Below are 26,276 nucleotides of genomic sequence, written 5' to 3' on the forward strand. Positions count from 1 at the left end.
TCTATTCGCCGTGCCCTGGCGCCGGCTGCATAGGGAGCAGACATGGAACTCAAGAACGCGGTCGCCGTTGTCACCGGGGCCAACCGCGGGCTGGGACGGCAGCTGGCCACCCAGCTTCTGGAGCGCGGAGCCAAGGTCTACGCGGCGGCCCGCCGCCCCGAGAGCGTGGACCTGGCCGGTGCCACCCCGCTCGCCCTGGACATAACCGACGAGGAGTCGGTCCGGACCGCGGCGCGCATCGCTTCGGACGCGACGCTGCTGGTGAACAACGCGGGGATCTCCACCGGCACCCCGTTGCTCGCCGGCGACCCGGAGGCGGTGCGGCTGGAGATGGACACCAACTTCTACGGGCCGCTCGCCGTGACCCGGGCCTTCGCTCCGGTCATCGGGGACAACGGCGGCGGCGCCGTACTCAACGTCCTGTCCGTACTGTCCTGGCTGCACCCCGCGGGCCTCGGGGCCTACGCGGCAGCCAAGGCCGCGGCCTGGGCGCTGACCGACGCCGCCCGCGAGGAGCTGGCGCCCCGCGGCATCACCGTCTCGGCACTGCACGTCGGGTACATGGACACCGGCATGGCCAGTGCCATTCCGGCCGATCAGAAGGCCGACCCCGCCGACGTGGCCGCCCAGGCCCTGGACGGCATCCAGCAGGGCCTGCCCGAGATCCTCGCCGACGACGTCACCCGGCTCGTCAAGCAGGGCCTGGCCCTGGCGCCGAACGCGGCATGAGGAGGAGCCACGAGACGGAGACGCCGATGAAAGCCTTCATCGTCGAGCGCTACGGCGCCAAGGCCGGCCTGCGTGCCGCTGAGGTGCCGCAGCCGCACGTGGGCGCGGACGACGTCCTGATCCGGATCCACGCCGCGAGCGTCAACCCGCTCGACCTGAAGATCCGGGACGGGGACTTCAAGGCGATCCTGCCGTACCGGGTCCCGTTCGTCCTGGGCAACGACCTGGCCGGCACGGTGGTCGAGGTGGGTGCGGCCGTGAGGCGGTTCTCGACGGGCGACGAGGTGTACGCGCGTCCCGACAAGGACCGGATCGGCACGTTCGCCGAGCTCATCGCGGTGCGCCAGGACGACGTGGCACTCAAACCGACCACACTGACCATGGCGGAGGCCGCGTCCCTCCCCCTCGTCGCCCTGACCGCCTGGCAGGCCCTGGTCGAACGGGCACAGGTGCAGCCGGGCCAGAAGGTCCTCATCCACGCGGGCTCCGGCGGCGTGGGCACCATCGCCGTCCAGCTGGCGAAACGACTGGGTGCGGAGGTGGCCACGACCACCAGCACGGCCAATATCGACCTGGTGAAGAGCCTGGGCGCGGACACAGTCGTCGACTACAAAATGCAAGCGTTCGAGACGGTCCTCCACGACTACGACGTCGTCCTCGACCCACTCGGCGGCGAGAACCTCGAGAAGTCCCTGCGGATCCTCAAGCCCGGCGGCAAGGTCATCAGCATCGCCGGCCCTCCCGACGCCGCCTTCGCCAGGGAGTTGGGAGCGAATCCGATCCTCGGTGCGGCCATGGCCGCACTGAGCTTCCGAACCCGACGCCGCGCCCGACGCCGTCACGTGACGTACGAGTTCCTGTTCATGAGGGCGAGCGGGGACCAGCTGCGCGAGCTCACCGCGCTCATCGAGGCCGGCACGATCCGGCCCGTCGTCGACCGCGTCTTCCCGTTCGAATCAACCCGAGCAGCCCTGGAGTACGTCGAGAAGGGGCGCGCGAAGGCCGGAAAGGTCGTCGTCACGATGACGTGACAGAGCCGCTCGAAGACCCGCGAAGCCCCCGACCAGAAGGACCTGGGCATGAGTGCACCGACTTCCCCGTCCCGCTCACCGTCGTCGTACGGGCGCGGCCAGGTCCTGGTGCACTGGGTCGACGCGGTGTACGGGACCGGGACGGCTGATCCGGCGCGGGGCACTGCCGTAACTCTGGCTCAACGTCCGTCCGGACAGGTTGGTGTCTGCCCACTGGGAGCTGACGGCGGCCGGCGGCGACCGGGACTTCCCCGTCACGGTCGCCTTCCGCTGTACAGTCGTCGACCCCGTCGCGGTCGCACGCAGCCGGCCTACGGGCGCCCCGTGGGACGTGGAGTGAGTGTGGGGTCGGCCCGGTTCGTCTCCGTCGACGAGACGTGACGTAGCCACCGTCGCATTCCGTCAAGTGGTGCCACTTCGCGTAGGGTCGCCGCACCCGCCGTCTCGCCGTCATGTGACTCCTCCCCGTCCTGAAGGACGGGGCTTCTCGCTATGCCGGGTTGGCGTGGCGACGGACCAGCCCGGCCCGTAACACGTTGGTGGCTCCGATTGTGTCGGCGTGGGCGGTGTGGCCGCAGGCGACGCAGTGGAACTTTTCCTGGGTGGGCCGGTTCTCCTTGGCGGTATGCCCGCATGCGGGGCAGGTGCGGGAGGTGTTGCGGGGGTCCACGGCGATCACTTCCCGTCCGGCGCTTTCAGCCTTGGCGTGCAGGATCGTCAGGAACACCCCCCAACCGGCATCGTTGATCGATATGTTGAGCCCTGCCTTCGCGGCGGCCCCGTTGGGCAGGAACGCGCCCGGCTGGTCGGGGTCGGGCTTCGGCGCGGGAGCCTTGCTCATATTGCGGATCTTGAGGTCCTCGTGGGCGATGAAATCGTGTGCGCGGACCAGGCCGAGGGCGGTCTTGTGTGCGTGGTCGAGGCGCTGGCGCCGTACCTTGCCGTACAGTTCGGCGACTTTCTCCACAGCGCGCTGGTGGTTGGCGGTGCGGTCCTTGGCCTTGCGGCGCGGGAACCGGGACAGGGCCTGCTGCGCGGCTTCGAGTTTCGCCGCGGCCTTACGCCCGTGGCGGGGGTTGGGGACGAAATCGCCGTTCGAGTCGGCGAGGAAGTTCGCGATGCCCAGGTCGATCCCGACCACGCTGCCGGTCGCGGGCAGCGGCTCCGGCCGTTCCTGTTCGGCGGTCAGTACGACGAACCACCGACGGCCCTCACGCTTCACCGAAACGGTCTTGACCTTGCCGAGCACCGGCCGGTGCTGGTTGACCTTCACATGCCCGACGCCCTGGAGGCGGACGCGGGTGGTCGCATCGCGCGGCGTGGAGTCCCACCGGCAGCCGTCCCCGTCCTTCGGGAAGTCCACCGTGTCGAACCAGTTCACCCCACGGAAACGCGGATAGCCCGGCGTGTCACCGGACTTGACCCGACGGAAGAACGCGGCGAACGCTTTGTCGAGACGGCGCAAGGTGGCCTGCTGCGAGCTGAAGGACCAGCGGCCCTGACGCTCGGGGTCGAACGCCCGGATGCCCTTGAGCTGCGCCGACTGGTCACCGTACTTGACGCTGGTCTTCGACGGGTGCCGGTAGGCGTCACGCCGCTCCTGCAAGGCCCCGTTGTAGAGGGAGCAGTGATCCCGCAGCATCTCGGACAGTGCCTGCGCCTGACGGACGGTGGGCCGCAGGAGGAACTTGTACGCACGGATCATCCAGCCCACCCCCTCCGGTCGAGTTCGTCGATCCTACTACACTTGGTGTATGTCACCACGCTGGGAACCAGATCCCGACGTCAGACGGGGAAGCCACGTTGTCCACAACCTCCACGCACACTTGGTGTTTGTCACGAAGTACCGGCGGGAGGTCTTCGATGACGACATGTTGACGCGCTGCGAGGAGATCATGCGGGACGTGTGCCAGTCCTTCGAGGCCGAGCTGCGTGAGTTCAACGGTGAAGGCGATCACGTCCACCTGCTCGTGCATTACCCGCCGAAAATCGCCCTGTCCAAACTCGTCAACAGCCTCAAAGGCGTCAGCTCCCGCTACCTGCGCGCGGAGTACACCGGCCGGATCAACCGGATCGGCACGGGATCCGTGTTCTGGTCCCCCTCCTATTTCGCGGGGTCCTGCGGCGGCGCACCGCTGAGCATCGTCAAGGACTACATCGAGAGCCAGAAGCGGCCGGCCTGACCGTCACCCCACAGGCACAGAGAACTCCGCGCTTCGGACCTTCGGACCGAGGATCGCATTCCCGCCCGGCCTGAAGGCCGGGATTCCCTGCGAAAAGCAAGGGATGGGACCGAGGGTCCGTCTCAGGCGATCACGGTGGCGGGTGCAGTGTGGCTACCTCCTCGTCGCGGCACTCCGGGACGAGCTCGCGGTGCCAGTGTCCGAGGCCGGGGCCCCGGGCCGGCCGTGGAATCCGGGCCCGCCCGTCGAGGCGGTGCCGGCCGCCGCGGCGACCAAGCCGATCCGGATCGGGTACGCCCGCCGGGCCCGAAGCGGTCATCTCGACCATCGAAACACCACACACAACGTCTCCCGACCGTCTCGTCAGGAGACGCCCAGGACGGAATCATTCCCGAGCCTGCCGACCCGAGCACGAGCCGACTCGTCGTTCACGCCCGCTCTGGCCGGGTGTGACATGCCGCTGTCGGCCTAATGGGCTCGTTGGGCCGGTTGGCTTGGTCAGGCTGTGCGGGTTGATCACGGTCTTGTCAGGAGTCCGTGTGTACAAATCGCGTCAGTGGGTCTTCGAGCGGGTCCGCGTGGCCACCGAAACGGGCCTCCACCGTGCCCGGTGAAACCCCTGGAGGCAGACATGGACGACGCGGGTATGGCGGACGATGAACGGCCTGACAGCAGCGCGGTGGATCGGTCGGAAGGGTTCGGTGAGCGGCTGCTGGGCGTGCTACTCGACCGCGCGCACGAGATGCCGCCGCAGCTCATCGCTCCGCTGATCGTGGAGGAGGTCAGCAAAGTCGGTGGCCGGGACGTCTCGATCCTCTTGCAGGACTATGGGCAGCTGTATCTGGTGCCGCTGCCCGGCAGGCGGCTGGTCGTCGGCGAGCCCGAGCCGATCGGTGACTCCCACGCCGGCACCGCGTTCCTGCGTGCGGTCCCGGTCGAGGTTCAGCAGGCCGGCGGCGTCCGGATGTTCCTGCCGTTGCTGAACGGCAGCGACCAGGTGGGGGTGATGGCGCTGACCCTGGACACCGTCGATGACGATGACCGGCGTCTGTTGCGCAGGCTCGCCGGCCTGGTCGCCGACATGTTGGTCACCAAGCACAGCTACGCCGACCAGTTCTTCCTGGCCCGGCGCCTGGAACCGATGAGCGTGGCCGCGGAGATCCAGTGGTCCCTGATGCCGCCGCTGGCGATGGCCGTCCCGCAGGTCGCGGTGGCCGGAATCCTCGAGCCCGCCTACAACGTCGCCGGGGACAGCTTCGACTACGCGCTCAACGGCGACATCCTGCACCTCGCCGTGATCGACGCGATGGGCCACGGCCTGGACGCCGCCACGATGGCGACCGTCGCCATCGGTGCCTACCGGCATGCCCGACGCGCCGACATCAGCCTGTCCGAAAAGTATGCATTCATGGACCGGGCCATCGCCGAGCAGTTCGGGCCCGATCATTTCGTCACCGCGCAGATGATGCACCTGAACGTCACCACCGGTCATCTGCAGTGGGTCAACGCGGGCCATCCCGCACCGCTGCTCATCCGCGACCGCGAGGTCGTCCGGCAACTCCACGGGCCCACCACCCTGCCGGTCGGTTTCGGCGGCGAACAGCCCCAGATCAGCGAGCTGATGCTCAAGCCCGGCGACCGTGTGCTGTGCTTCACCGACGGGGTGATCGAGGAACACGCAGCCGGCGGCGAGCAGTTCGGCGAGGAACAACTCATCGACTGCGTCAACCGCACCGAGCAGGCCGAAGAAGGGGTGCGAGCGATGGTGCGCTCCCTGTCCCACACTCTGAAGCAGGAACGGGGCGGGATCACCAGCGACGACGCAACGCTCTTCCTGATCGAGTGGCGCGGCGGCGCCGCCGACCACCTCGCCACCATGGAATGAACCGACACTGCCTCGGAAGAGATTGCACGAGCAGGGCCACCAGGCGCCGTCCAGGAGAGCGCTCATGGCGGTGCCCGCGTGGTCAACTGGGGCGGTGGGCGTGGGCGCCTGGCCTGTGGTGCTTGCGGCTGGGGCAACCCCACCGCCGTCGCCGAACTACGGCGCCACAGACGTCGAGTTCCTCAGGGGCACCATCGAGGCCATCCCGCTGCCCGCGAACACCATCGACGGCGTGGTCTCCAACTGCGTGATCTACCTGTCCGTCGACAAGGCCGCCCTCTTCACCGAGACCTACCGCCTCCGGAGGCCCGGCGGCCGGATCGGCGTCTCCGATGTCGTCGCCGACGACACCCTCACCGCCGAGCAGCGCGCCGAGCGTGGCGACCACGTCGGCTGTATCGCAGGCGCGCTGTCCTTCGCCGAATACCGCTCAGGGCCGCAAGCCGCGGGCTTCACCGGCATCGAGATCACCTAGACCCACCAGGTCACCGACGGCATGCACTCCGCCATCGTCCGAGCCACCAAGCCGACGGCCACGGAACCCCCCTCCGAGCCGGCGGAGCCGGCCGGCGCGTGCTGCGGCGTCGATGCCTGCTGCAACCATGGCGAGACCTCCGTCGACCCCGCCCTGACCGTCACCGAGGCCAAGACAGCGTCCGGCTGCGGCTGCCAGAACTGAGGCCACGCGGGCAGGACTCCGCACACTTAGGGCCCTGCGCGGCGACCCGCCCCAACCTCTCCCCCGCCGGCGCCGCCACGCTTCCCTTTCCCTCACTCCAGCCAAGGGACGTGGGCGAAAGCGGCCGCAACGGCGACGTCAGCAGCAGATGGTGCGACAGATGTCGCAACCCAGTGCTGTTCAGCTCTCCAGGGCTGGAAAGCCGCGCGGCGGCACGGTCATCGATGCCGTGCCGCCGCGTTACTCGCCCCAGCGCCACCTGTCGCGTGCCCGCACAGAGCCGATCTACACGCTCCCACGGCTCATCGTCTTCCTGCGGAGAAATGCCCTGGAGGCAGGTGGTAACCCGCCCGAAGCGGGGATGAGCAGCAAGCCCCTGCTGGTCCTTCGGGAAACTGCTCCCGGAGGATTCACGCGTGGTGCAGCGGGCCCGGACTCACGCCCCGTCGTGCCAGGTGGCGATACTGGTCACCGTGACCTCGACGGTGACCCGCTCCACGGCGTCGAGGGCGGCGAGGTGGGAGATGACGGCGGCCGCCACCCGGTCGTGGACGTTCTGGGCCACGTCCAGCGCCCGGCGACTCTCGGACAGGACGCAGCGCACCTCGATGTGCCATCCCGAACCGTCCGGCGACCGGCCGGCGCGGATACCCGCCTCGGGCGATGTGTGGTACGGCGTGGGGTCTGTCAGGGTGGGCGCGGCGGCTGCCGCGAGGCGACGGGAGAGACGGGGTTGCAGGCCCGTTACGCCGGGAACCGCGAGGGCCGCCTCGACCGCGACGCCGAGGACGGTGGTCGTGCGGATGACGGTCATGATGGACCACCGCCGGGCGGGAGGAGCGGTTCCGGCTCCAGGACGTCGACCACGGTGATGTCCACGGCCGTCACGGCAAGACCCAGGTCCTGTACGGCCGAGTGGATGACCGATCGGCGCACCTGCTGGACCCGGTCGGGCAGGGGGCGGTCGAGAGCGGCGGCCAGGGTCATGGTCACCCGCACGTCGGTGCCTTCGCCGTCGGGTACGAGCCGGCAGGTCGCGGCCCAGGCGCCGGGCACGGTGTCCGCGGCCTGCCGGAGTACCTTCGCCGCGGCGCTCTCGGCGATCCGCAGGTCCCGGTCCGGGTCGGCCAGGGGCAGCAGCCGCCCGAGCCGTACCTCTGCTCTGACGATGTTCATGACGCGGTCGGCGAGTGCGTGGAGGCCGGGAGCTTCGGCGCGCAGCGCTTGGGTGGCCGCGTTCACCGCGGCCAGTCCCTCGGCGGCCTCGCGGCAGTGTGGACAGGACACGGTGTGCGGGTCTGCGGTCGGCGCCGCGTCCCGGGTCTGTTCCCAGACCCGGCTGAGCAGTCGGCCGCAGGGCAGGACCTCGTCACCTGCGAACGGGGGGACGTCGGCGGCACCCGGCTCGGGTCCGGTCCCATCGGCTCCGAGAGGTTCGGAGGGCCGCGCGTGCGGGTCGTCTAGCGCCATGGGCCCATCGCCTCCTGCAGGGATCGGCGTGCCCTGAACAGTCTGCCGCGCACCGTCTGTTCGCTGGTCCGCGTCACCTGGGCGATCTCCTTGTAGGGCAAGCCCTGCACTTCTCTCAGGATCCAGCAGAGCCGCTGCCCGGCGTCCAGTTCGGCGAGCGCGTGGGACAGGGCGGCGGTGGCCGCGTCCTGCTCGGCGGATCGGGCGGGCTGGCTCCAGGCATCTCCCGCCGCGGGCTCGACGACGGTGTCAAGGGAGAGGGGCGGCGGCCGGCGACGGCGCATGGTCAGGCATCGGTTGACGGTGATCCGGTACATCCAGGTACGGAACTCCGCGCTGTGGCGGTATTCCGGCAGTCGCCGCCAGGCGCTGACGAAGGCGTCCTGAACAGCGTCCTCGGCGTCCTGGGGGTTGCCGAGCATGCCGCGGGCCAGGGCGAGGAGGGACGAGCCGTGCCGCTGGACGAGAACGGCGAAGGAGTCCTCGTCCCCCTCGGCCGCCCGTACGGCCAGGAGGCCGTCCGGCAGGTCGCGTCCCAGCAGGTCGCGCCCCAGCGGTGGGGAAGCAGTGCGTTCGATCATGGCGCTCCCGCACAAGGCTCGGACAGTCCGCGTACCCGAGAGGCTCCATGTGATGCACATCACACTCGATGCGTGTGAGAAATGCGCCGCCCTCTGTATCCAACCTCTCGACGGGTGCCGCACCGGTGCCCGACCGACCGATCACCGTCATGACGGAGAACATCACCAGCGTCGGCGGGGGCAGCAGGCCCGAGGCGGGCATGAGCGCGCCCAAGGGCCGCACCGTGGCCGGGGCTCCGGCCGAGACACGGGGGAAGACCACCATCGCGGACGGGGTGGTGGCCAAGCTCGCGGGCATGGCCGCCCGCGAGTCACCTGGCATGACCGGCGACAGCTTCGACTACGCCCTCAATGGCGGTGTCCTCCATGCGGCCATGATCGACGCGATGGGCCACGGACTGGATGCCGCCACGATGGCCACGGTGGTCATCGGGGCCTACCGGCATGCCAGACGATCAGTGTCGGCCTGTCGGAGATTCGGCCCCGACCACTTCGCGACCGCTCAGACGATGCGGCTCGAGACAGCCGGGGGCCGGCTTCAGTGGGTCAACGCGGGACATCCCGCTCCTCTGCTGATCCGCGGTCGTACAACCGCTGCGCGGCCGACGACGCTCCCCGTCGGTTTCGGCGGTCAGGAGCCCCGGACCAGCTCATCGCCTGGTTGAACCGCCTTGAACCCCTGATCGAGTGACGCGGCTCGGGCTGACCGGACTCGCGGCCGGCGCCTGCTCGATGTCGTACGGTCAATGGTCACGGGCATGGCGCGGACCTGTCCCCGGGCTCGTGGATGCGGCCCGGCGTTGTCGACAACCTTGGGGACCTTGTCCCCAGCGCCGAGGGCCCGCCCGGCCAGAACCAGTCATGCTATTTGACCTGCGATCTTCTTGATCGCACGGCCTGCGGTCCGCACCCGGCCCGCAGGCCGCCGAGCACGGCGTCCATGACGGACCGGGTGCAGTTCGCCCGGCCACAGGTGCGCGTAGATCCGCAGCGTGATGACGGCTGGCGCTGCCGCTCGACGCGGGCGGTGCGTCCTTGGCCGCCAGTACCGCCGTCGAGAGTCCAGCCCCCTGGACAGGTCTGCGGCCATCCGCTGCTCCGCCCTGCGGTGTGTGGTGGAAGTCCATCGGCCCGAGGCGTACGGCCCGCGGTCGGCGCGGGCGGTGTACGCGTCGGCCCGCTCCCAAGAGGCACGATCGCCGGCCCTCGTGTACGACGGTATCCGCCACGGTGCGGCCCGCACTGCCGCTGTGGCGGTTCATACCCCGGTGATGGTCCATTCGTTGTTGGTGCTGGAGTTCGGTGTCCACATCACCGTGGTCGAGCCGACCGTGGTGCTACCGCTGCCGTCAAGGGCGGTGCCGGTGCCCCGATTGACGATCTGGTAGCGGTTGCCACCGAGGCTGTTGAGCGACCACTGTTGGTTGTTGCCACCGTTCCACGCCTCCTGGCGGGCGGGAGAGCCGTTGGCAGAGTTGCCCCAGCTGTCGGCTGCCATGCCGTTGGTGCGGTTCATGATGCGGTAGTAGCCGTTGCCGAGGTCGATCAGCTGCCACTGCAGGTTCGTACTGCCGTCGTAGTTCCACTGCTTGAGGTTGGAGCCGGACGCTACGTTGCCCCCGCTGTCGAGCACCAGTCCGCTGGTCACGTTGGCGATCCTGACCCAGGTTGTGGAGCCGCCCGGCGCGCCCAGGACGGGGATCTGACCGGAGAAGGTGAGCTTGACCGTGTACGCCAGGGCGCTGAACGGCGGGTTGGACGAGGGCATGGTGAGGTGCAGGCCGGAGGCATCCTGGGCCGGTGCGGGCAGATTGATGTAGGTGCCGGCCGTGTTGTTCAGGAGTTGCGCGCCTGTCAGGCTGCTGAGGTTGATCTGGTTCGAGTTCAGCGTCGTGATGGTCATGGTTCCGCCCTGCCAGCCCAGCGCGGTGGCGTAGAGGACCTTGTTGTCCTGGCTGCGGGTGAACCGGATGTCCTGCGGTTTGCCGGCCACCGGTCCGCTGAACGAGCCTCCGCCCATCTTGGTGGGGCCCTCGCCATAACTGGCCCAGGAACGGGTCGCGTAGACCGCCTCTCCGAAGCGGCCGAGCCAGTCACCCATTTCGAGCAGGATGGACTGCTGCCCGGAGGGGATGGTGCCGTCGGCCATCGGAGCGATGTTCAGCAGCATGCTGCCGCCCTTGCTGACCCTGTCGATCAGCGAGTGGAGCAGTGCCTGCGTCGAGTAGTAGCCGATGCCCACCGTGTAGCACCAACTGGAGGAGGAGATGCTGTCGTCGGTCAGCCAGTAGGGGGTGAGCAGCCCTTCCGGGCCGCCGCGCTCGAAGTCGTAGACCTCGCCCTTGTTGTCAAGGCCGTCCTTGTAGGTCGCGACCACGTCCTTGTTCCACGAGACGGCCTGGTTGTAGTAGTGCGCGAGGAACTGGAGCCGGTAGGACTCCTGCACCAGGCCCAGGTCGAAGTCCTGCCAGACCAGGTCCGGCTGGTATCCGTCGATGATCTCGATCAGCTTGTCGTACCAGAGCTTGTTCTCCGCGGCCGAGCCCTGCTGGCCGAAGAGGATGCGCAGCGTCGGGTCCGACTGGGACGGCACGTGGTCGTAGTAGCCGTTGAAGTGATAGGCGTGGTGCAGCGAGGCCATGAACTTCAGCCCCTGCCCGCGGATGGCCTGCGCCTGTAGCGCCGCGAGGTCGAGTCTGGGGCCGTGCTGGACCGAGTTCCACGGGTTGGCGCGGCTGTTCCACATGGAGAAGCCGTCGTGGTGTTCGGCGACCGGCCCGGCGAACTTCGCGCCCGCGGACTTGAACAGCCGGGCCCAGGCGTCCGGGTCCCAGTTGCCGCCCTGGGAGGCCGGTTTGGGGGCGAACTGCACATGGTTGCCGGCCTTGTCGCGGGCACCGTCGATGAAGTTGTTGTACGGCCAGACCGAGGGGTCGCCGTAGGTGGCGATGTGGTGCCGGTTCTCGGCGGAGCCGCCGATGTACATGTTGCGCGGATACCACTCGTTCCCGAACGCTGGAACGCTGAAGACGCCCCAGTGGTAGTAGATGCCGAACTTGGCGTCCTGGAACCAGGCCGGGGCCGGGGGGTGCTGGTCCACGGAGGACCAGCTCGCGGTGTAGCTTCCGGGGCCGTCGGTCGCGGCGGCCTCGGGGGCGAACCGCAGCAGGCCGAAGGCCGTGGCCGCGCCGGCCGCCGACAGCAGTCGGCGCCGGCTGAGCGGCAGGGAAGAGGAAGACATGTGGGGCCTTTCGGGGAATTGACGGAGGTGATGCGGGAGTCGCTGATCGTCAGCCGGTCACCGGATCAGTCGCGCGTCCACTTCTGGTTGCTGCTGCCGTTGCAGGTCCACAGTTGCAGCAAGGTGCCGTTGGCCGTTCCCGCGCCGGTGGCGTCCAGGCACAGGCCGGACTGGTCACCGGTGATCGTGCCGTCGGCGTGGATCGTCCATTTCTGGTTGCCGCCGCCGGTGCAGCCCCAGATGTCCACCTTGGTGCCGGGGCTCGTGCCCTGGCCCGAGGCGTCCAGGCAGTCGCTGCCGTAGACCCGCAGCTCACCGGCCGAGGTGTCCGTCCACTGCTGGTTGCTGCCGCCGTTGCAGTCCCATAGCGCCACCTGGGTGCCGGCCGTCTGCGACTGGTTCGGCACGTCCACGCACCGCCCGGAACCGGCCCCGACGATCGCGCCGCTCGTGCCGCCGTCGTTGCCGCCGCTGCCGGGAGTGATGGACAGGTTGTCGAACTGTGCCGTCTCGCCCTGGCTGGTCGCGTAGCCGATCTGTCCGGCGGCCCAGGTGCGGTCGTTCACGGAACCGACCGTGGCACCGTCGATGACGGCGGTGACGGTGGTGCCGGAGAAGGTGAGGGCCGCGGTGTGCCACCGGTTGGTGCCCAGCGCCGCGGTCGTGCCGCGGGCCAGGGTGGAGACGTTGCCGTTGGTGTTCGAGTTCAGGATCGACCAGGCCCCGGTGTCGCTCACCCGGAGGTGATAGGCGTTCAGCCCTCCGGTGCGGTCGTAGTCGTGACCGCCCGCGCGGCCGATCAACTCGGCGTATCCGGGCTGTTCGAGCATCACGTCCGACGAGGCCGTGTAGTTGCTCCAGCTCACGTCACCGAGCAGGGCGTGCGGATCGGTCAGCGCGTCCCAGGTGATCGGCCTCTGTTGGCTCATCTGGCGCACGCACTTGCCGCTGCGGCCGCCGCCGCAGCCCACGGCCTCGAAGGCGCCCTGCCAGTCCATGAGGTACTTGGCCTCGGTGCCGGTGGCGTAGCTGTCGAAGGAGTCGCTGTACGGCAGCTTCAGCTTCCCCTGGGCGGGACCGGAGGCGGTGCCCTTGCCCTGACCGGTCGTGGTGGTCAGGGTGTACACGCGGCCGGGCTGGACGGTGAGGCTGAAGCCGCTGCCGGACGGGGTGATGTCCGTGGTGTGCACGAAGTAGTCGGCCGGGTTGCCGGAGGTGACGTCGGTCGACCAGACGTGGACGGTCTTGGTGGACAGCCCCCCGGTGACGTTGAAGTTCAGCGTCTGGGCGCTGCCGGCGTCCATCGTCTCGATGACCGTGGAGTAGTCGGAGTCGTTGGTGGACTTCAGCGAGACGTAGCTGCCGTTGTTCCGGTTGCCGCCGATGTAACCGCTGGAGGCGTCGAGGTAGTGCCACCCCGGGGCGGTGAACTGGCTGGTCTGCGCCATCACCCAGGCGTTCTTGCCGATCGTGTAATGCCCGGACCAGGGCTGCGAGGCCAGGGCGAGACCCATGGTGGGGTACGGCAGGTTGGGCGTGATCGCGGCGACCACCGGCCAGTTGAGGTACGCGGTCATCCGGCCGTCGATGTATCCGCGGTTGATGCCGCGGGCCACGGCTTGAGCTCCCCCGTTGTAGTCGTCCGAGCCGTTCTCGCTCGCCCACAGTTGCTTGCCGGACGATGTGGCGGCCGACGGCACCGAGCAGTTGGACTGGGACGACCGGTAGCCGCAGGGGTAGTGCGTGCCGATGACGCTCACCGCGGAGGCGAACGCCGGGTTGGAGTTGATGTCGTTCGCCACGGACCAGTCCGAGTCGGCGGCGACGATCTTGACGTTTCCGTAGCCGTTGCTGTTGAGCGCGCCGCGCAGCTGCTCGTACCAGGAGACGTTGTAGCCCCGCTCGTTCCACCCGCCGAGGTAGTCGATGCTCAGCCCGTGCTGCTTGGCGCAGCCCAGCCACGAGAGCAGGTAGTTGGTCATGTCGTTGGACCAGAAGTTCCCGCCGCCGATCCAGCCGGGCGCGCCCCAGGCGAGCCCGTACAGCTTGATGTCCGGGTTGCGCGCCTTGGCCTGCTCCATGAGCCACCACTCGTAGCCCCGGTCGCAGTTCAGGTCGGACCGGGTGTGCTGGTGACTCGGCTCGGCGCCCGAGGTGGAGTTGGTGTCACCGCCGATCTCCGCCTTGAGGATCTGCAGGGAGGCGCCGTAGCCGGGCCGGAACAGGTAGTCGAGGATCTGGCCGCGCTCGGGCTCGGGATAGTCGATCAGGAGTCTGCTGTTGCCGCCCCCGCCGCTGATCGCACCGACGCCGTCGAAGGTCCGGCCGCCGGACGAGCCGTTGATCGTGACGGAGGTGGCGGCCTGGGCGGGCACGGCGGCAGTGGCCACGATGCCGCCGGCGGTCAGGAGGAGGCCCGCGAGCACGGCCGTCAAGGCGCGCAGGCGCCGGAACAACCGGCTGAATGATGACACGGTGGGTTCCTTTCTCAGATCGGAGGTGTCCCGTGGCCGGTATGGCGGGGGCGGCCACGGGGCCCGATGGCGGTGCGGTCAGCGGAGGGTGAAGTCCTGGTTCGTGCCGGGAGCGTTCTTGCACTGCCACTGGTCCAGTTGCTGGCCCAGATTGCTGCCGGCGCCGTAGACGTCCAGGCACAGACCGCTGTTCTTGTTCTGGAACTCGTACGAGCCGTCGGACTGCCGCACGGGCAGCCAGAGGCTGCCCGCCGCCGTGCCGGGGGTCTGCTGGACGATGTCGGGGGTGCCCGCCGCCGTGGAACTGCCGGCCACTGCCACGTCCAGGCCGGAGTTCTGGGCCCGCAGTTCGCCGTAGCCGCCCGAGGCGGGCACGAACCGGAACTGCTGGTTGCCCTGCCCGTTGCACGTCCACTGGTCGATCGCGGCCCCGGCGCTGCTCGAATTGCCGTAGACATCCAGGCACAGGCTGTTGGCGGCGACCACGAGTTGGTGGTAGCCGTCCGGGAAGCCGCCGCCGCCGGCCGAGGCCGGTGTCAGGTAGACGGAGAACGCGTCGTGCGCGCCCTGGAACGTGAGCGGCACGGTGATCGAGCCGCCCGAGGTGCTCACGTTCTGGTCGTACACCGTCTGCGGGGCGCCGAGCGGTGCCTGGTCCGGGATGCGGTGCACGGTGACGTGCACGCCGCCGGCGTTCGCCAGCCACGGTACGGAAGCCAGCCCGTCGAAGGTCACGGACGCGGCGCCGGTGTACCCGTTGGAGTCGCCGATGACCGCCACCGCTCGCTTGGCGGAGGAGTCCTCGGAGGCCGAGATCGCCGTCGAGCCGACCTGGCCGGAGGTGTCGACGAGGGTGCCGGTCATGTCGGCGTAGTCCCTGAGCGCCCACCAGTTGCCGGTCGGTTGCCAGCTCCCCCCGCTCTGGGTGAGGACTCCGGTCAGGTTCGGGGTGACGCAGCACACCCAGTTGCCGCGCATCGCGTTGGTGTACCCGGACTGCGCGAACCGCGCCAGATACCAGGCCGTCACACCGGCGGTCTGCCGGTCGGCCGGCTGGTACTCGTTCGAGGACAGTGGCAGCGGGCCTATGCCCGCCGCGGTCAGGTCGCTGTTCAGGGTCCGCGCGACGGTGACCGGGTCGTCGACATCGCCCTCGTTGTGGTTGGTGATCATGTCCGGCACCGTCCCGGCCGCCTTCACGTGCGCGAACCAGGTCTGCCATTCACCCGGGTTGTGCTGCGGGTTGAACGCGAGTGACGGCCCTACTATCTGTGCCCCGGGGGCGATGCGCCGGATCTCCCGGTAGGCGGTGTCCCACATCCGGAAGTACTGGTCGCTGTTCACACCCCGGGTCCAGAAGGCGGAGATGTCCGGCTCGTTCCAGATGTCGTAGGCGAACGTGAGTCCCGAAGCCTGCAGCGCTCCCACCGTGGAGTCGATGAAGCTGACCCAGTTGGAGCAGTCGCCGTTGTCGCACGGGTACCTGGTGTTCGACGGCTGGCCGCCGTTCGCGCCGTAGATGTCGCTCACCAGCACCTGGTACTGCGCGTGATAGGGCGGCCGGGTGAGCCGTTTCGCCTGCGCCGTGATCGAGTCGAGGTCGGCCCGGGTGGCCGAGCCGTACTGGTAGCCGTCCCTGATCCAGCCGCCGGAGAACCATCCGCCGCCGCGGAAGGCGTTGATCCCCAGCGGCTGGATGAACTGGTCCGCCGGCTGGCTGCCGTCTTGGTTGATGCCGTAGAGGAACCCCTCCCCCACGCCGGTCGACGGTCCCCGCGTCGAGGCCAGGTGCACGCTCAGCGACTCGCCCGCGGCGGCCTGGCTCACGGTCGTCGACAGCAGCGACAGCACGAACGCCAGGACGATGCCGACCGCCACTACCGGGCGGCCGGGCCTCGCTCTCGTCCTCATCCGATCCTCCTGCGGTTCGGCGCCGCTGCGCTGCGGCGCGCGTGATGGACGGGACCGGCTCCCGCGCGTGGGCGGTGCGGTGACGCGCCTGGGCGGTGGTCGGGTGCCGCCCCGGCGCCGGGTGCTACGGGTCCCTCAGGTGGTCAGCCCAGTGACCATTGCTGGTTGGATCCCCCGTTGCAGGTCCACAGTTCGACGGGGGTGCCGTTGGCGGTGGCGGCGCCGGTCACGTCCAGGCACAGGCCGGACTGGGCGTTGGTGATGGTGCCGTCCGTGTTGATGTTCCACTGCTGGTTGGTCTGTCCGTTGCAGGTCCAGGTGATGACCTTGGTGCCGGGGCTGGTGCCCCGGCCCGAGGCGTCCAGGCACAGCCGGCTGCCGCCGGAGTACACGGTGAGCTCCTGGGAGGCGGTCTTGGACCAGGTCTGGTTCGCCGCGCCGGTGCAGTCCCGGATCTGGGTCTGCGTACCCGGCGTCGTGGACGCGCCCGGCACGTCCAGACACCTGCCCGCGCCCACCGCACGCAGCGCACCCGTCGTGTCACCACCGCCGCTGCCCACCCCGTAGCCGGCTGCGGTGATGGCGGCCTGCACGGCGTTCTCGGTGGCGTCGGAGGGGTAGCCCGCCGTCATCGCGCCTTCGAAGAACTCGCCCACGCCATTGGGACTGTTGTCGCCCCCGGTGCCGAGCAGCACCGAACTGTCGAGCTTCATCGGCGAGTAGCCGTTCGGCAAGGGACCGGAGAAGGTGGTGGTCAGGCCGCCGCTGGTGCCGTTGCCGTATTTGAGGGTGAAGTTACTGGTGCCGTTGTTCTTCAGCCACGCGCTGACGAAGGGGTAGTGCACCCCGGTGTTGCCCGGGTCTTTGTTGGAGCCGGTGTTGGTGTGGTACATGCCGTTCTCCAGATCGGCCTCGACCCACGGGCCGTTGCCGGTGCATCCGTTGAACCAGCAGGCGTTGCCCCAGTAGATGGCGTTCATGGTGGCGTTGCCGGTGTCGGTGTGGGAGTTCTCACCGCTGCCGTAGTCGAAGCAGCACCACTGGTTCGTGTAGTTCGACGACGTCACCATGTAGATCCCTTCGGGCTGGGAACCGGTGGCCACGCCCTTCGCGTGGTCGATCCGGTAGCCGACACCTTGCTTGACCTTGACACCGAAGACCTGGTGACCGGCCGCGGTCACCGGCAGGGCCATGGCGTCCGCCCCGACGTCGGATCCGTTGGGCCCGGGGCCCTTCCAGAAGCCGCCCCAGGAGATCGGCAGGTCGTTGTGCTGGGTGGTCTGGTCGTAGATCTTCGTGATGGTGCACGACGTGCCCGAGCAGAACGACACCTGGGCCGCGGCGTCGGCGTAACCGCCCGCGCTGAGCACTCCGATGTCACGGTAGCTGTGATCGGAGGACCGCTGGATCTGGTACAGCGGGCCGTTGTACGAGGCGAAAAGCGCCCTGGTCGTGGCGTGCGCCGTCACACATGGCGTACCGCCCGCGGCGTAGATGTCACAGGGAAGCGACGCGTCCGCCGCGCGGTGGGCCTCCTGGTGGACGGTGGCGGTCGTACCGGCCTGCGGGGATGTGGCGAACGCCGGTGCGCCGAACGCGGCCACGGCCATCGCCAGGGCGACAAGGAGCACGGCTTTCCATCGCCTTCGCCGGCGATCGATGGCTGGTCCGAGCATGGAGACCTCCTCTGTGGCGGTGCCGCCCCCACGGCGGCGCCGAAGCTGCCAGTGGTCGATGCGGAGGCGCCCGGCTGTCCGCGGCGGGCAGGCCCGGACGACCCGGCCGGTGCGCGCAGGGGGACTCATCCCAGCGTCCACCGCTGGCTGCTGCTGCCGTTGCAGGTCCACAGCTCGGCGAGGGTTCCGTCGGCGTCGGCCGCTCCGGTGACGTCCAGGCACAGGCCCGACTGGACGCCGGTGATCGTGCCGTTGGAGTTCAGCGTCCACTGCTGGTTGGTCTGGCCGTTGCACGGCCAGATCTCCACCTTCGTCCCCGGGGTGGTCTCGTTGTTGTAGGCGTCCAGGCACATCTGGCGGCTGCCGGAGTAGACGGTGAGCTGGTTGGACGTGGAGTGCGTCCATGTCTGGTTGGCCCCGCCGTTGCAGCTCCAGATCTCCACCTGGGTTCCGGCGGTCGTGGTCGAGTTCGGAACGTCCAGGCACTTGCCCGCACCCACCGCGTGCAGCTCACCGGTCACGCTGGTGCCGCCGCCGCTGCTGGTACCGCCCGCGACCCGGTACATCACCGTGCCGTGCGCCGGCACCGTGGCGCTGATGGTGCCCGAGGTGGTCGAGGCCGCCCCCGACCACAGGTCGGTCAGCGCATAGACGGACGCCCCGGTCTTCCCGATCGCGGCCGCGGTGGTGGTGATGGTCGCCGTCGAGCCGGTCTCGTTGAACAGCGCCACCGACACGTCGCCGTTGGCCAGCGGCTTGGCCAGCACGTCCAGGCCGCCCGAGGACGACACCATGGTGCCCTGTCTGCCCAGGGGGTCCTGGTCGACCGCGATCACCCGGGAGTTGGTCAGCGTGGACAGGGTGTCCGCACTGGCTGAAGGGATGTTGGTGCCCGCGACAAGCGGCGCGGCCATCTCCGCCCACAGACTGAACTCACTGCGGCTCTCGGTGGCCGTCATCGAGCCGTTGCCGACCTCCAGCATGTCCGGGTCGTTCCAGTGGCCGGGGCCGGCGTAGGAGGCCAGCCCCACGTTGCTGTGGAAGATCGACAGCATGCTGGAGAAGTTCGCGCTGATGTCCCCGGTGGTGCGCCAGCTGTTGCCCACGCCCGCGCCCCAGGTCCACACGTTCTCCTGGCCCCAGTTGCACAGGCTGAACAGGATCGGCCGGCCGGTGGCCGCCAGGGCGTCACGCATCGCGGTGTACCGGGTCCGCGCGGGCGCCCCTGTGTTGTTGCAGTTGTCGTACTTCAGATAGTCCACGCCCCACGAAGCGAACGACTGCGCGTCCGTGGCCTCGTGCCCCAGGCTGCCCGGATACCCCGCACAGGTGGCGGTGCCCGCGTCCTCGTAGATTCCCAGCTTGAGCCCCAGCGAGTGCACGTAGTCCGCGGTGCCCTTGATGCCGTCGGGGAACTTGGCCGGGTCCGGCACCAGGTGGCCGCCGGAATCGCGACTGTGGGTCATCCAGCAGTCGTCGATGTTGACGTACGAGTAGCCCGCCGCCTGCATGCCGTTGGTGTGCATCGCCTGCGCGGTGGACTTGATCAGCGACTCGGAGACATCGCAGCCGTACGCGTTCCAGTCGTTGAACCCCATCTGCGGGGTCAGTGCGAGTCCGTTGCCCAGCGCGGCGGCGGGCTGCGCCGTGTCGAGGGCGAGGAGGGGGGCGGCCACGGCGAGCAGCACGACCGAGAAGGTGAGCGCCAGGGCCCGGCGCAACGACAGCAGCGGGGGCAGCGGCCGCAGTCGCCTGGCTCTCTCAGTGGTCATGGGCATGATTCATCGACTCCTGGGCCGAGTTGTGGGAGATCACATACATGGCAGCGGGACAGGTCTGGCGGCGGTCCTTCAGGCGTGCCGGAGGCCCCCTCACCTGTGAAAGGAGCTCAGCGGTAGCCGGTGGCGGTGATGTCGGCCTGCACCGCGTTGTCGGTCGCGTCGGAGGGGTAGCCGGCGACGATCGCTCCTTCGTAGAAGGTGCCGGCGCTCAGGTTGGCGCCGCCGCCGGGCTTGCAGCAGTCGCCGCCGCTCCCCAGGACGATGGCTCCTTGTTTCTTCATGGGGCTGTATCCGCCGGGCAGTCCGCCGTCCCACAGGGTGGTCAGGCCACCGGACTGCGCGTTGCCACCCTTGAGGGCGAACCTCGACGTCCCGTTGTTCTTCAGCATCGCGGTGACGAACTTGCTGGGAAAAGCCCGCTGGTTGGTGTTCCAGGACTGGCTGCCGCCGGAGTACAGGCCCCACTCGAGATCGGCCTGCACCCAGGGACCGCTGCCGGCGCAGCCGCCGAACCAGCACTCGGTACCGAAGTTGATCGCGTCCATCGCCCCGGCGGCGTCGGCCTTCCGGTCCGTCTCGCTGTTGCCGTAGTCGAAGCAGCAGCCGCCGTTGACGTGGGTGCCGCTGGTCACCATGTACGCCCCTTCGGGTGCGGTACCGGTCGGCACGCCCGTCAGGTGGCCGTCCCGCCAGTAGCTGTTCCCGGGATTGATGTACAGCGAGTACGCCTTGTTGCCCCCGGCGGTCAGCGACTCGGAGGTCGCCTTCGCGGGGCTGCTCTGGCTCGATCCCGGGACCTGGGCCGACCCCTGGTACCACAGGTCGTTGCCGTGCCCGGACTGGTCGCGGACGACCGTGATCACGCACGAGGTGCCCGCGCAGAACGAGTCCTGCGCCGCCGCGTCGGCGAAGCCGCCGGGCGCCAGCACCCCGATGTCCCTGGTCGCGTTGTCCGAGGAGCGCCTGACCTGGTAGAGGGTGCCGTGGTACGAACCGTAGAGCGCCCGCACCGTGCTGTGCGCGGCCACGCACGGCGTACCGCCCGCGGAGTAGATGTCGCAGGGGCCCGACCCGCCGGGCGGAGGCGGAGGCGGAGGTGTCGGGATGCTCCACTTCTGGTTGCTCTGGCCGTTGCAGGTCCACAGGATGACCGCGGTGCCATTGGCCGTGCCCGCCCGGTTGACGTCCAGGCACAAGCCGGACCGGACGCCGGTGACGGACCCGTCGGAGTTCTGTCGCCACATCTGGGTCGACCGTCCGTCGCACGACCAGATGGCCACCGGGGTTCCCGGAGCCGTCCGGTTGTCGTAGGCGTCCACGCACCGGGTGCCGCCCATCGTCCTCAGCTCACCCGCCGACGTGAACTCGAACGCCTGATTGACCTGGCCGTTGCAGTCCCAGATGTCCAACGCCGTTCCGAGCGAGTCGACGTTGCCCTTGACGTCCAGACACCGCCCCGTCGCCGAGCTCACCAGGGGTGCCACAGCTGCCGATGCCGACCATGCCGGCGCGGTCCCCAGCAAAACGGTCAGCAGTGCCATCACGCATACGGCGGCGGACGCCGATAAGCGTGGCCCGCGAGCGGGGCTCCGGGGCGAAACGGATGAAGGCTGCATTCTGTTCCTCGAATATGTGGGGGAAGGGGACAGAGAGCGCCGTGCCTGTCCGAAGGAATTCAGAGGGAGTCGACTTCGCCTACCGTCGACCGCTCCCGTCAGCGAGCCCGAGAGCTCCCACAGAGAACACTCAGACATCCCATGTCCCTAGTGATTCCACGCTCCCAACCCACTGTCAATACACATGTCTCACCGCATCGGAACTCGATCCATCCAATGTTTGCCCTGGTCAGCGCGTTATCACGGCATGCCGGGGCGCGCGCCCGGCGACGGCCGCCGTACCGGGCGCGGGTGTTCGTACTGGTCCGCCGAAGCGATCCAGGAGCAGGGGCGCGCTCGGCGCCGATCACCTCACCTGAGGTTCCAGTGCTGGTTGGCGCCGCCGGTTGAGTCCCAGACCTCGACGGGGGCCCCGTTGGCACTCTGTCCGGCGGGAACCTCCAGCGCCCGGCCGGAAGCGACGTTGGTCAAGGTGTACGAACCGTCGCCGTTCCGGCTCGCCCGCCAGTGCTGGTTCGCACCGTCATTGGCATCCCAGATCTCCATCCGCGTGCCATTTCCCGTCTGACCACCCGGCTCGTCCAGAACCCGCCCACTGCCGATATTCGTCAGCGTGTACGAACCATCACCGTTCTGACTCGCCCGCCACTGCTGATTCGCACCACCATGGGAGTCCCAGACCTGTAGGGGCGTGCCATTCGCCGTCTGCCCACCCGGGACGTCCAGCGCCCGGCCCGCAGCGACATCGACCAGCGAATACACCGTGCCCGAGACGATGCCCCCCGAGTCCCCCGTACTGCCGCCCAGCGCGGAGAGGACCGCGTCGTAGGCCGGCTTCTTGTTGCCGTTGCCGTTGAACAGCAGCGGGTTCTCGCCCGACCGCCACGAGTCGCTGTCCCTGATCCCCCACGCGGTGATGCCGGTGCAGCGGGAGACGTTCATGCACGCCTGCACCGTGTTGGCGTAGGCGGTCGGCGGCGCCTGGGCGATGTCGAGTTCGGTGATCTGGACGTCGACGCCGAGGGCGGCGAAGTTGGCCAGGGTGGTCTGGAAGCTCGACGGCGGGCCGCCGGCACCGAAGTGGCTCTGGAAACCGACGCAGTCGATGGGCACGCCGCGCGACTTGAAGTCGCGCACCATGGTGTAGACGCCCTGGGTCTTCGCGTCGGTCCAGTTCTCGATGTTGTAGTCGTTGTAGCAGAGCTTGGCCGAGGGGTCGGCGGCCCGCGCGGTGCGGAACGCCTCCTCGATGAATCCGTTGCCGAGCACGTCCTGGAAGACCGAGCCGCGGTGCTGGGTGGAGCCGTCGGCGAAGGCTTCGTTGACCACGTCCCAGGCGTAGATCTTGCCCTTGAAGTGGGTCATCTCGCTGGTGATGTGGTTGTCCATCACACTGCGCAGCGTGTTCGCGTCCCTGATGCCGCTGACCCAGCCGGGCAGCTGCGAGTGCCACACCAGCGTATGGCCACGCATCCGCTGTCCGTGCGCGGTGGCGTGGCCGACGATCTGGTCGGCCGGGCCGAAATTGAAGTTGCCGCGGGACGGTTCGGTGGTGTCCCACTTCATCTCGTTCTCCGGGGTGATCATGTTGAATTCCCGGTCGAGAATCGTGGAATACGTCAAGTCGCCGAGCTTCCCGGCGGCCACGGCCGTGCCGAAATAGCGGCCGCTGCCGGCCGCGGCCGCGCCCAGCGTGCCGGAAGCCGCATGGGCCGCGGGGGCCGCTGTCCCGGCCAGGGCCAGTACCGTGCCGGCTGTCAAACCGGTGACCGAAGCCAGGGCCCTGCGAAGACGGGGCCGCTCATTGAGCCAGGCCATAAAGGATCATTCTCCTTGTGTGGGGGGTGGAAGACACCGACCGCGAGACGGTGCTGCGGTGGAGTCGGGTCACGGGCTCAGGAGACCGGCAGAGCGGTCCACTGCTGGTTGGCGCCGCCGTTACAGTCCCAGATCTCGGTCCTTGTGCCGTTGGCGGTACCGCGGCCGGTGGCGTCGAGGCACTTCCCGAGCGCCCGCAGGGTGCCGTCGGAGCGCGCGGAACTTCAGGTCAGTTGAGACTCCATTGCTGGTTGGATCCACCGTTGCACGGCCAGAGTCCGGCCAGGGCGCCGTTGGCCGTGGAGGCGCCGGTGACGTCGAGGCAGAGTCGGGACTGGGTGCCGGTGACGGTACCGTCGGAGTTGAGCTGCCACTGCTGGTTGGCACCGCCGTTGCACGGCCAGGTCACCACCTTGGTGCCGGCGGACGTCTGGTTGTTGTACGCGTCCAGGCACATCTGGCTGCTGCCGCTGTAGACGGTCAGCTGGTTGGAGGACGTGCGGGTCCAGGCCTGGTTGGTGCCGCCGCTGCAGTCCCAGATCTGCAGCTGGGTACCGGCCGTGGTGGAGGAGTTCGGCACGTCCAGGCACTTGCCCGCGCCCACCGCGTGCAGCGCACCGGTGCTCGCCCCGCCGGAGGAGTTGCTGTATCCGGCCGCGGTGATGTTGGCCTGGACCGCGTTCTCGGTGGCGTCCGACGGGTAACCGGAGGTCATCACGCCCTCGTAGAAGGTGCCTTGGGCGCCCTTGCTGTTGTCGCCGCCGATGCCCAGGATGATCGCACCTTGTTTCCGCATCGGGTTGTAGCCCGGGACGTTGGGACGCGGTCCGTCGTAGAAGGTGGACAGGCCGCCGGACTGGGCGTTGCCCCCACGGATCGCCCAGTGGTTCGGGCCGCCCTTGATGATGGCGGTCGTGTACCGGTAGTTGATGGTCGGGTCGTTGGCGTTGTAGTGCTGGTTCACCCCGGAGAACAGGCCGTTCTCCAGATCGGCCATGATCCAGGGGCCGTTGCCCGAACCGTAGCCCCAGACCCTGATGTTGCCGAAGTAGATGGCCTCCATGGTGCCGTTGCCGTCGTCGTTGCTGTCCGTCTCGGCGTTGCCGTAGTCGAAGCAGCAGCCGCCGTTGTAGTGCGTGCCGTCAAAGATCGCGTACATGCCCTCGGGGTTGTCCCCGGTCGCGATGCCGCTGGTGTGGTTGTTGCGGTAACCCGTGCCGGGTGCCACGAAAACGCCGTAGGCCTTGTGACCTCCCACCGTGGTGGGCGCGGCGGTCGCGTTCGCGAGGTTGTCGGGGCCGCCCGCGGCACCGCCGCCGGGCGCCTGGGTGAGGTTGTTGCCGCGGCCGGACTGGTCGTAGATGACCGTGATGAGGCAGGTCGTCCCCGAGCAGAACGAGTCCTGGGCGGCGGCGTCGGCGTATCCGCCCGCGTTCAGGACGCCGATGTTCCGGGTGGTGTTGTCCGAGGCCCGCCGGACCTGGTAGAGCGGCCCGTTGTACGAGACGTACAACGCTCGCGTCGTGCTGTGCGCCGCCACGCAGGGTGTACCGCCTGCCGCGTAGATGTCGCACGGCCCGGACGTGTCAGCACGGGCCGTACCCGCCGTGGCCGTGGCGCCGGCCAGCGTGCCGGCGACGAGCACGGCTGCGGCCCCCGCACGGGCGAACACTTTCGGCCGGGAGGCGGGCGAGCGCGCCGGCAGGGGGACGTGTGCCCGGTCCGGCACGTTGTCCGGCCTGCCACGGCGCCGTACCGCCGTGAGTAACCGTTGCACGCCACCGCGGCCGGACAGCAGGTGGCGTCTTGTACGTATGGTTCCCATCTGATCTCCCTACCGTGCCGGCGCGACCCGATCGGGTCGTGTTGGTGGCGCTGACAATCCGGAAGCGCTTGGAGGTGCCGTGTTTGCAGCGAGATTGCAGAGAGGTTTCGGGGGGAGACGGTGCTCCCGGCTTCGTGAGCTGTCAAGGGTGCGGAGGCTCCTCCTGCGAACCTTGTCGCGGAATCGATTCGACGGCTGATTCCTGCGGTTGAGGATCGATCGGCACGCTCGAACACTTCCGGGGTGGAGGCATGCGGATGGCGGCGTGACCTTCCGCCGTGTGGGGCACGGTGGGCCGCGCGGGTGGGTCCGGCGACCGGGCCCGGCTCACCGTATGCCTGCCTTTCATGCCGGTGAGCAGGTACACAGCCGCCAAACCCCTATGACGGAGGGCCGGTCCGGAAGGCACTGGCCGAAGCGGCGGAGCCTCGGCCCGCGCGTCGGCGCCGCCTTCGCCGCGCGACACGCCATTGACCCCACACTCCGCCACTCGTACCATCACGTCGAAGCGCTTGCGTGGAATCGATTCGTCCCACGCCTTCCGGTAATACGTGAGACGCGGAACGCGTGACGGTTCCCGGCAGCCCGACGCCGTTCCCCGCGACTCATGGCACTCGGGCATCCTTCGTCCGCCCCGAACCGCCAGAGCGCGCAGGCCGGCTGCACGCACCGCTGGGCACCAGGGCGCTCGAACAGCACCATCCGTGACGAGCCCCGGGGACGGCTGCGACGCCGTACACACAGCCCACCGCCGCGGACCGAGCACCCTTGCGCCGCACGGCCGTAACGAAGTGGCACCGATCTCGAGGAATGACGCGATGAGACGAGACCTGACCGCCCGGGCACGGCTGCCACAGCTCTGCCTACGACGGCGACCATGCTGACGGCGCCGGCGCGGGGCGAGGCGGCCACGTCACCGGCAACCGGTTCGACGACGGCACCGCGACGGCCCCGGCACCCGGACGGACGTCGACAAGGGCCCGCTCGAGCCCGGCACCCGCCCGGCCGCTCCGTCACGCCCCGTACCGGGTGATCGCCGGTACACAAGGGCGCACACCCCTGACGCCCCACCTGCCCGCGTGGCCGCGGCAACCGCCGCGACTGCTTCGTCGGCTCGGCTGCGGATGCGCCCCCGGCCTCCGGGTTCGCGCTCAACGCCGCCGGATACCGCCGGGAGCACGGCGGTACGGCCCCGTGTCGTCGCGGTCGGGTATGAGTGAGCGCCGGACCGCACCAGCCGCGAGGATCCGATCGCCCCTGCCGGACGGCGGTGGTCGCCGTGTGTGGCGTGTGGGCGGGCTGTCGAAGCCGGGCTACCAAGGAGGTTACTGATGCCAGGAAGCGCACTTTCACGGCGGGGGCCCGAGGGCTTCCCG

The 26,276-nt window shown here is 69.1% G+C and carries 17 protein-coding genes and 3 pseudogenes; 7 read left to right on the top strand and 13 right to left on the bottom strand.

Translation table 11 applies throughout. From position 1 onward, the window contains the following. Positions 1-42: 42 nt before the first annotated feature. The 3 genes from ACWGJM_RS34630 (at position 43) to ACWGJM_RS34640 (ending at position 2,100) form a co-directional block, all read left to right on the top strand. Positions 43-729, top strand: coding sequence for an SDR family oxidoreductase (locus tag ACWGJM_RS34630; RefSeq protein WP_453415719.1), 687 nt, complete (start codon positions 43-45; stop codon positions 727-729). 26 nt (positions 730-755) lie between these two features. Then, positions 756-1,760 (top strand): NADP-dependent oxidoreductase, encoded by a 1,005-nt coding sequence (locus tag ACWGJM_RS34635; protein WP_453415720.1) that lies wholly within the window; start codon positions 756-758, stop codon positions 1,758-1,760. A 202-nt stretch (positions 1,761-1,962) separates the two neighbouring features. Continuing rightward, on the top strand, positions 1,963-2,100 hold the full coding sequence (locus ACWGJM_RS34640; protein WP_453415721.1) for a hypothetical protein: 138 nt from the start codon (positions 1,963-1,965) through the stop codon (positions 2,098-2,100). 150 nt (positions 2,101-2,250) lie between these two features. Here the strand turns inward: ACWGJM_RS34640 and ACWGJM_RS34645 are convergent, their stop codons facing one another. Next, positions 2,251-3,465, bottom strand: coding sequence for an RNA-guided endonuclease InsQ/TnpB family protein (locus ACWGJM_RS34645; protein WP_453415722.1), 1,215 nt, complete (start codon positions 3,463-3,465; stop codon positions 2,251-2,253). A 49-nt stretch (positions 3,466-3,514) separates the two neighbouring features. Between ACWGJM_RS34645 and tnpA the strand changes: the two genes are divergently transcribed. The 3 genes and pseudogenes from tnpA to ACWGJM_RS34660 form a co-directional block, all read left to right on the top strand. After that, positions 3,515-3,943 (top strand): IS200/IS605 family transposase, encoded by a 429-nt coding sequence (gene tnpA, locus ACWGJM_RS34650; protein WP_453415723.1) that lies wholly within the window; start codon positions 3,515-3,517, stop codon positions 3,941-3,943. Between the two features lie 646 nt (positions 3,944-4,589). Further along, the gene (locus tag ACWGJM_RS34655; protein ID WP_453415756.1) at positions 4,590-5,828 is read left to right on the top strand and encodes a PP2C family protein-serine/threonine phosphatase; all 1,239 of its coding nucleotides are present in this window, start codon (positions 4,590-4,592) and stop codon (positions 5,826-5,828) included. 160 nt (positions 5,829-5,988) lie between these two features. Continuing rightward, positions 5,989-6,507 (top strand): annotated as a pseudogene (locus ACWGJM_RS34660) (methyltransferase domain-containing protein); the annotation flags it as partial. Between the two features lie 436 nt (positions 6,508-6,943). Here the strand turns inward: ACWGJM_RS34660 and ACWGJM_RS34665 are convergent. The 3 genes from ACWGJM_RS34665 to ACWGJM_RS34675 are packed head-to-tail and all read right to left on the bottom strand — an operon-like array spanning position 6,944 to position 8,558. Continuing rightward, entirely contained in the window at positions 6,944-7,321 is a 378-nt protein-coding gene (locus ACWGJM_RS34665) for a hypothetical protein (RefSeq protein WP_453415724.1), read from the bottom strand. Then, the gene (locus ACWGJM_RS34670) at positions 7,318-7,977 is read right to left on the bottom strand and encodes a hypothetical protein (RefSeq protein ID WP_453415725.1); all 660 of its coding nucleotides are present in this window, start codon (positions 7,975-7,977) and stop codon (positions 7,318-7,320) included. The genes ACWGJM_RS34665 and ACWGJM_RS34670 overlap by 4 nt, the downstream gene beginning before the upstream one ends. Beyond that, positions 7,968-8,558 (bottom strand): RNA polymerase sigma factor, encoded by a 591-nt coding sequence (locus tag ACWGJM_RS34675; RefSeq protein ID WP_453415726.1) that lies wholly within the window; start codon positions 8,556-8,558, stop codon positions 7,968-7,970. The genes ACWGJM_RS34670 and ACWGJM_RS34675 overlap by 10 nt, the downstream gene beginning before the upstream one ends. Before the next feature lie 320 nt (positions 8,559-8,878). On the opposite strand from ACWGJM_RS34675, the pseudogene ACWGJM_RS34680 reads away from it, so the two are divergent. Continuing rightward, positions 8,879-9,208 (top strand): annotated as a pseudogene (locus tag ACWGJM_RS34680) (PP2C family protein-serine/threonine phosphatase); the annotation flags it as partial. A 608-nt stretch (positions 9,209-9,816) separates the two neighbouring features. Here ACWGJM_RS34680 and ACWGJM_RS34685 read toward each other — a convergent pair. The 9 genes and pseudogenes from ACWGJM_RS34685 to ACWGJM_RS34725 all read right to left on the bottom strand — a co-directional run bounded on the left by ACWGJM_RS34685 (position 9,817) and on the right by ACWGJM_RS34725 (position 24,900). After that, entirely contained in the window at positions 9,817-11,799 is a 1,983-nt protein-coding gene (locus tag ACWGJM_RS34685) for an alpha-L-fucosidase (RefSeq protein ID WP_453415727.1), read from the bottom strand. A 65-nt stretch (positions 11,800-11,864) separates the two neighbouring features. Continuing rightward, positions 11,865-14,273 carry a ricin-type beta-trefoil lectin domain protein gene (locus ACWGJM_RS34690; protein ID WP_453415728.1) on the bottom strand — a complete coding sequence of 803 codons (2,409 nt, stop codon included), beginning with the start codon at positions 14,271-14,273 and terminating at the stop codon, positions 11,865-11,867. Between the two features lie 78 nt (positions 14,274-14,351). Beyond that, the gene (locus ACWGJM_RS34695) at positions 14,352-16,184 is read right to left on the bottom strand and encodes an RICIN domain-containing protein (RefSeq protein ID WP_453415729.1); all 1,833 of its coding nucleotides are present in this window, start codon (positions 16,182-16,184) and stop codon (positions 14,352-14,354) included. 143 nt (positions 16,185-16,327) lie between these two features. Continuing rightward, positions 16,328-17,860 (bottom strand): arabinofuranosidase catalytic domain-containing protein, encoded by a 1,533-nt coding sequence (locus tag ACWGJM_RS34700; protein ID WP_453415730.1) that lies wholly within the window; start codon positions 17,858-17,860, stop codon positions 16,328-16,330. A gap of 125 nt (positions 17,861-17,985) precedes the next feature. Further along, positions 17,986-19,632 (bottom strand): glycoside hydrolase family 27 protein, encoded by a 1,647-nt coding sequence (locus tag ACWGJM_RS34705; protein ID WP_453415731.1) that lies wholly within the window; start codon positions 19,630-19,632, stop codon positions 17,986-17,988. Positions 19,633-19,748: 116 nt separating this feature from the next. Beyond that, a complete protein-coding gene (locus ACWGJM_RS34710; RefSeq protein ID WP_453415732.1) occupies positions 19,749-21,182 on the bottom strand; it encodes an arabinofuranosidase catalytic domain-containing protein in 1,434 nt (477 codons plus the stop codon). 429 nt (positions 21,183-21,611) lie between these two features. Further along, positions 21,612-23,075: pseudogene (locus ACWGJM_RS34715) on the bottom strand (endo-1,4-beta-xylanase); the annotation flags it as partial. A 77-nt stretch (positions 23,076-23,152) separates the two neighbouring features. Then, positions 23,153-23,275 carry an RICIN domain-containing protein gene (locus tag ACWGJM_RS34720; protein ID WP_453415757.1) on the bottom strand — a complete coding sequence of 41 codons (123 nt, stop codon included), beginning with the start codon at positions 23,273-23,275 and terminating at the stop codon, positions 23,153-23,155. Positions 23,276-23,304: 29 nt separating this feature from the next. Continuing rightward, the gene (locus tag ACWGJM_RS34725; RefSeq protein WP_453415733.1) at positions 23,305-24,900 is read right to left on the bottom strand and encodes an arabinofuranosidase catalytic domain-containing protein; all 1,596 of its coding nucleotides are present in this window, start codon (positions 24,898-24,900) and stop codon (positions 23,305-23,307) included. Positions 24,901-26,276 lie beyond the last annotated feature (1,376 nt).

Source organism: Streptomyces sp. NPDC054834, assembly GCF_053611185.1.

Bases quoted from the DNA above. Each gene is read 5' to 3' on its own strand.
- tnpA (WP_453415723.1), top strand. From the start codon at position 3,515: ATGTCACCACGCTGGGAACCAGATCCCGACGTCAGACGGGGAAGCCAC.
- ACWGJM_RS34710 (WP_453415732.1), bottom strand. From the start codon at position 21,182: ATGGCACTGCTGACCGTTTTGCTGGGGACCGCGCCGGCATGGTCGGCA.
- ACWGJM_RS34695 (WP_453415729.1), bottom strand. From the start codon at position 16,184: ATGAGGACGAGAGCGAGGCCCGGCCGCCCGGTAGTGGCGGTCGGCATC.
- ACWGJM_RS34655 (WP_453415756.1), top strand. From the start codon at position 4,590: ATGGCGGACGATGAACGGCCTGACAGCAGCGCGGTGGATCGGTCGGAA.
- ACWGJM_RS34725 (WP_453415733.1), bottom strand. From the start codon at position 24,900: ATGGGAACCATACGTACAAGACGCCACCTGCTGTCCGGCCGCGGTGGC.
- ACWGJM_RS34670 (WP_453415725.1), bottom strand. From the start codon at position 7,977: ATGGCGCTAGACGACCCGCACGCGCGGCCCTCCGAACCTCTCGGAGCC.
- ACWGJM_RS34630 (WP_453415719.1), top strand. From the start codon at position 43: ATGGAACTCAAGAACGCGGTCGCCGTTGTCACCGGGGCCAACCGCGGG.
- ACWGJM_RS34665 (WP_453415724.1), bottom strand. From the start codon at position 7,321: ATGACCGTCATCCGCACGACCACCGTCCTCGGCGTCGCGGTCGAGGCG.
- ACWGJM_RS34645 (WP_453415722.1), bottom strand. From the start codon at position 3,465: ATGATCCGTGCGTACAAGTTCCTCCTGCGGCCCACCGTCCGTCAGGCG.
- ACWGJM_RS34675 (WP_453415726.1), bottom strand. From the start codon at position 8,558: ATGATCGAACGCACTGCTTCCCCACCGCTGGGGCGCGACCTGCTGGGA.
- ACWGJM_RS34685 (WP_453415727.1), bottom strand. From the start codon at position 11,799: ATGTCTTCCTCTTCCCTGCCGCTCAGCCGGCGCCGACTGCTGTCGGCG.
- ACWGJM_RS34635 (WP_453415720.1), top strand. From the start codon at position 756: ATGAAAGCCTTCATCGTCGAGCGCTACGGCGCCAAGGCCGGCCTGCGT.
- ACWGJM_RS34700 (WP_453415730.1), bottom strand. From the start codon at position 17,860: ATGCTCGGACCAGCCATCGATCGCCGGCGAAGGCGATGGAAAGCCGTG.
- ACWGJM_RS34705 (WP_453415731.1), bottom strand. From the start codon at position 19,632: ATGACCACTGAGAGAGCCAGGCGACTGCGGCCGCTGCCCCCGCTGCTG.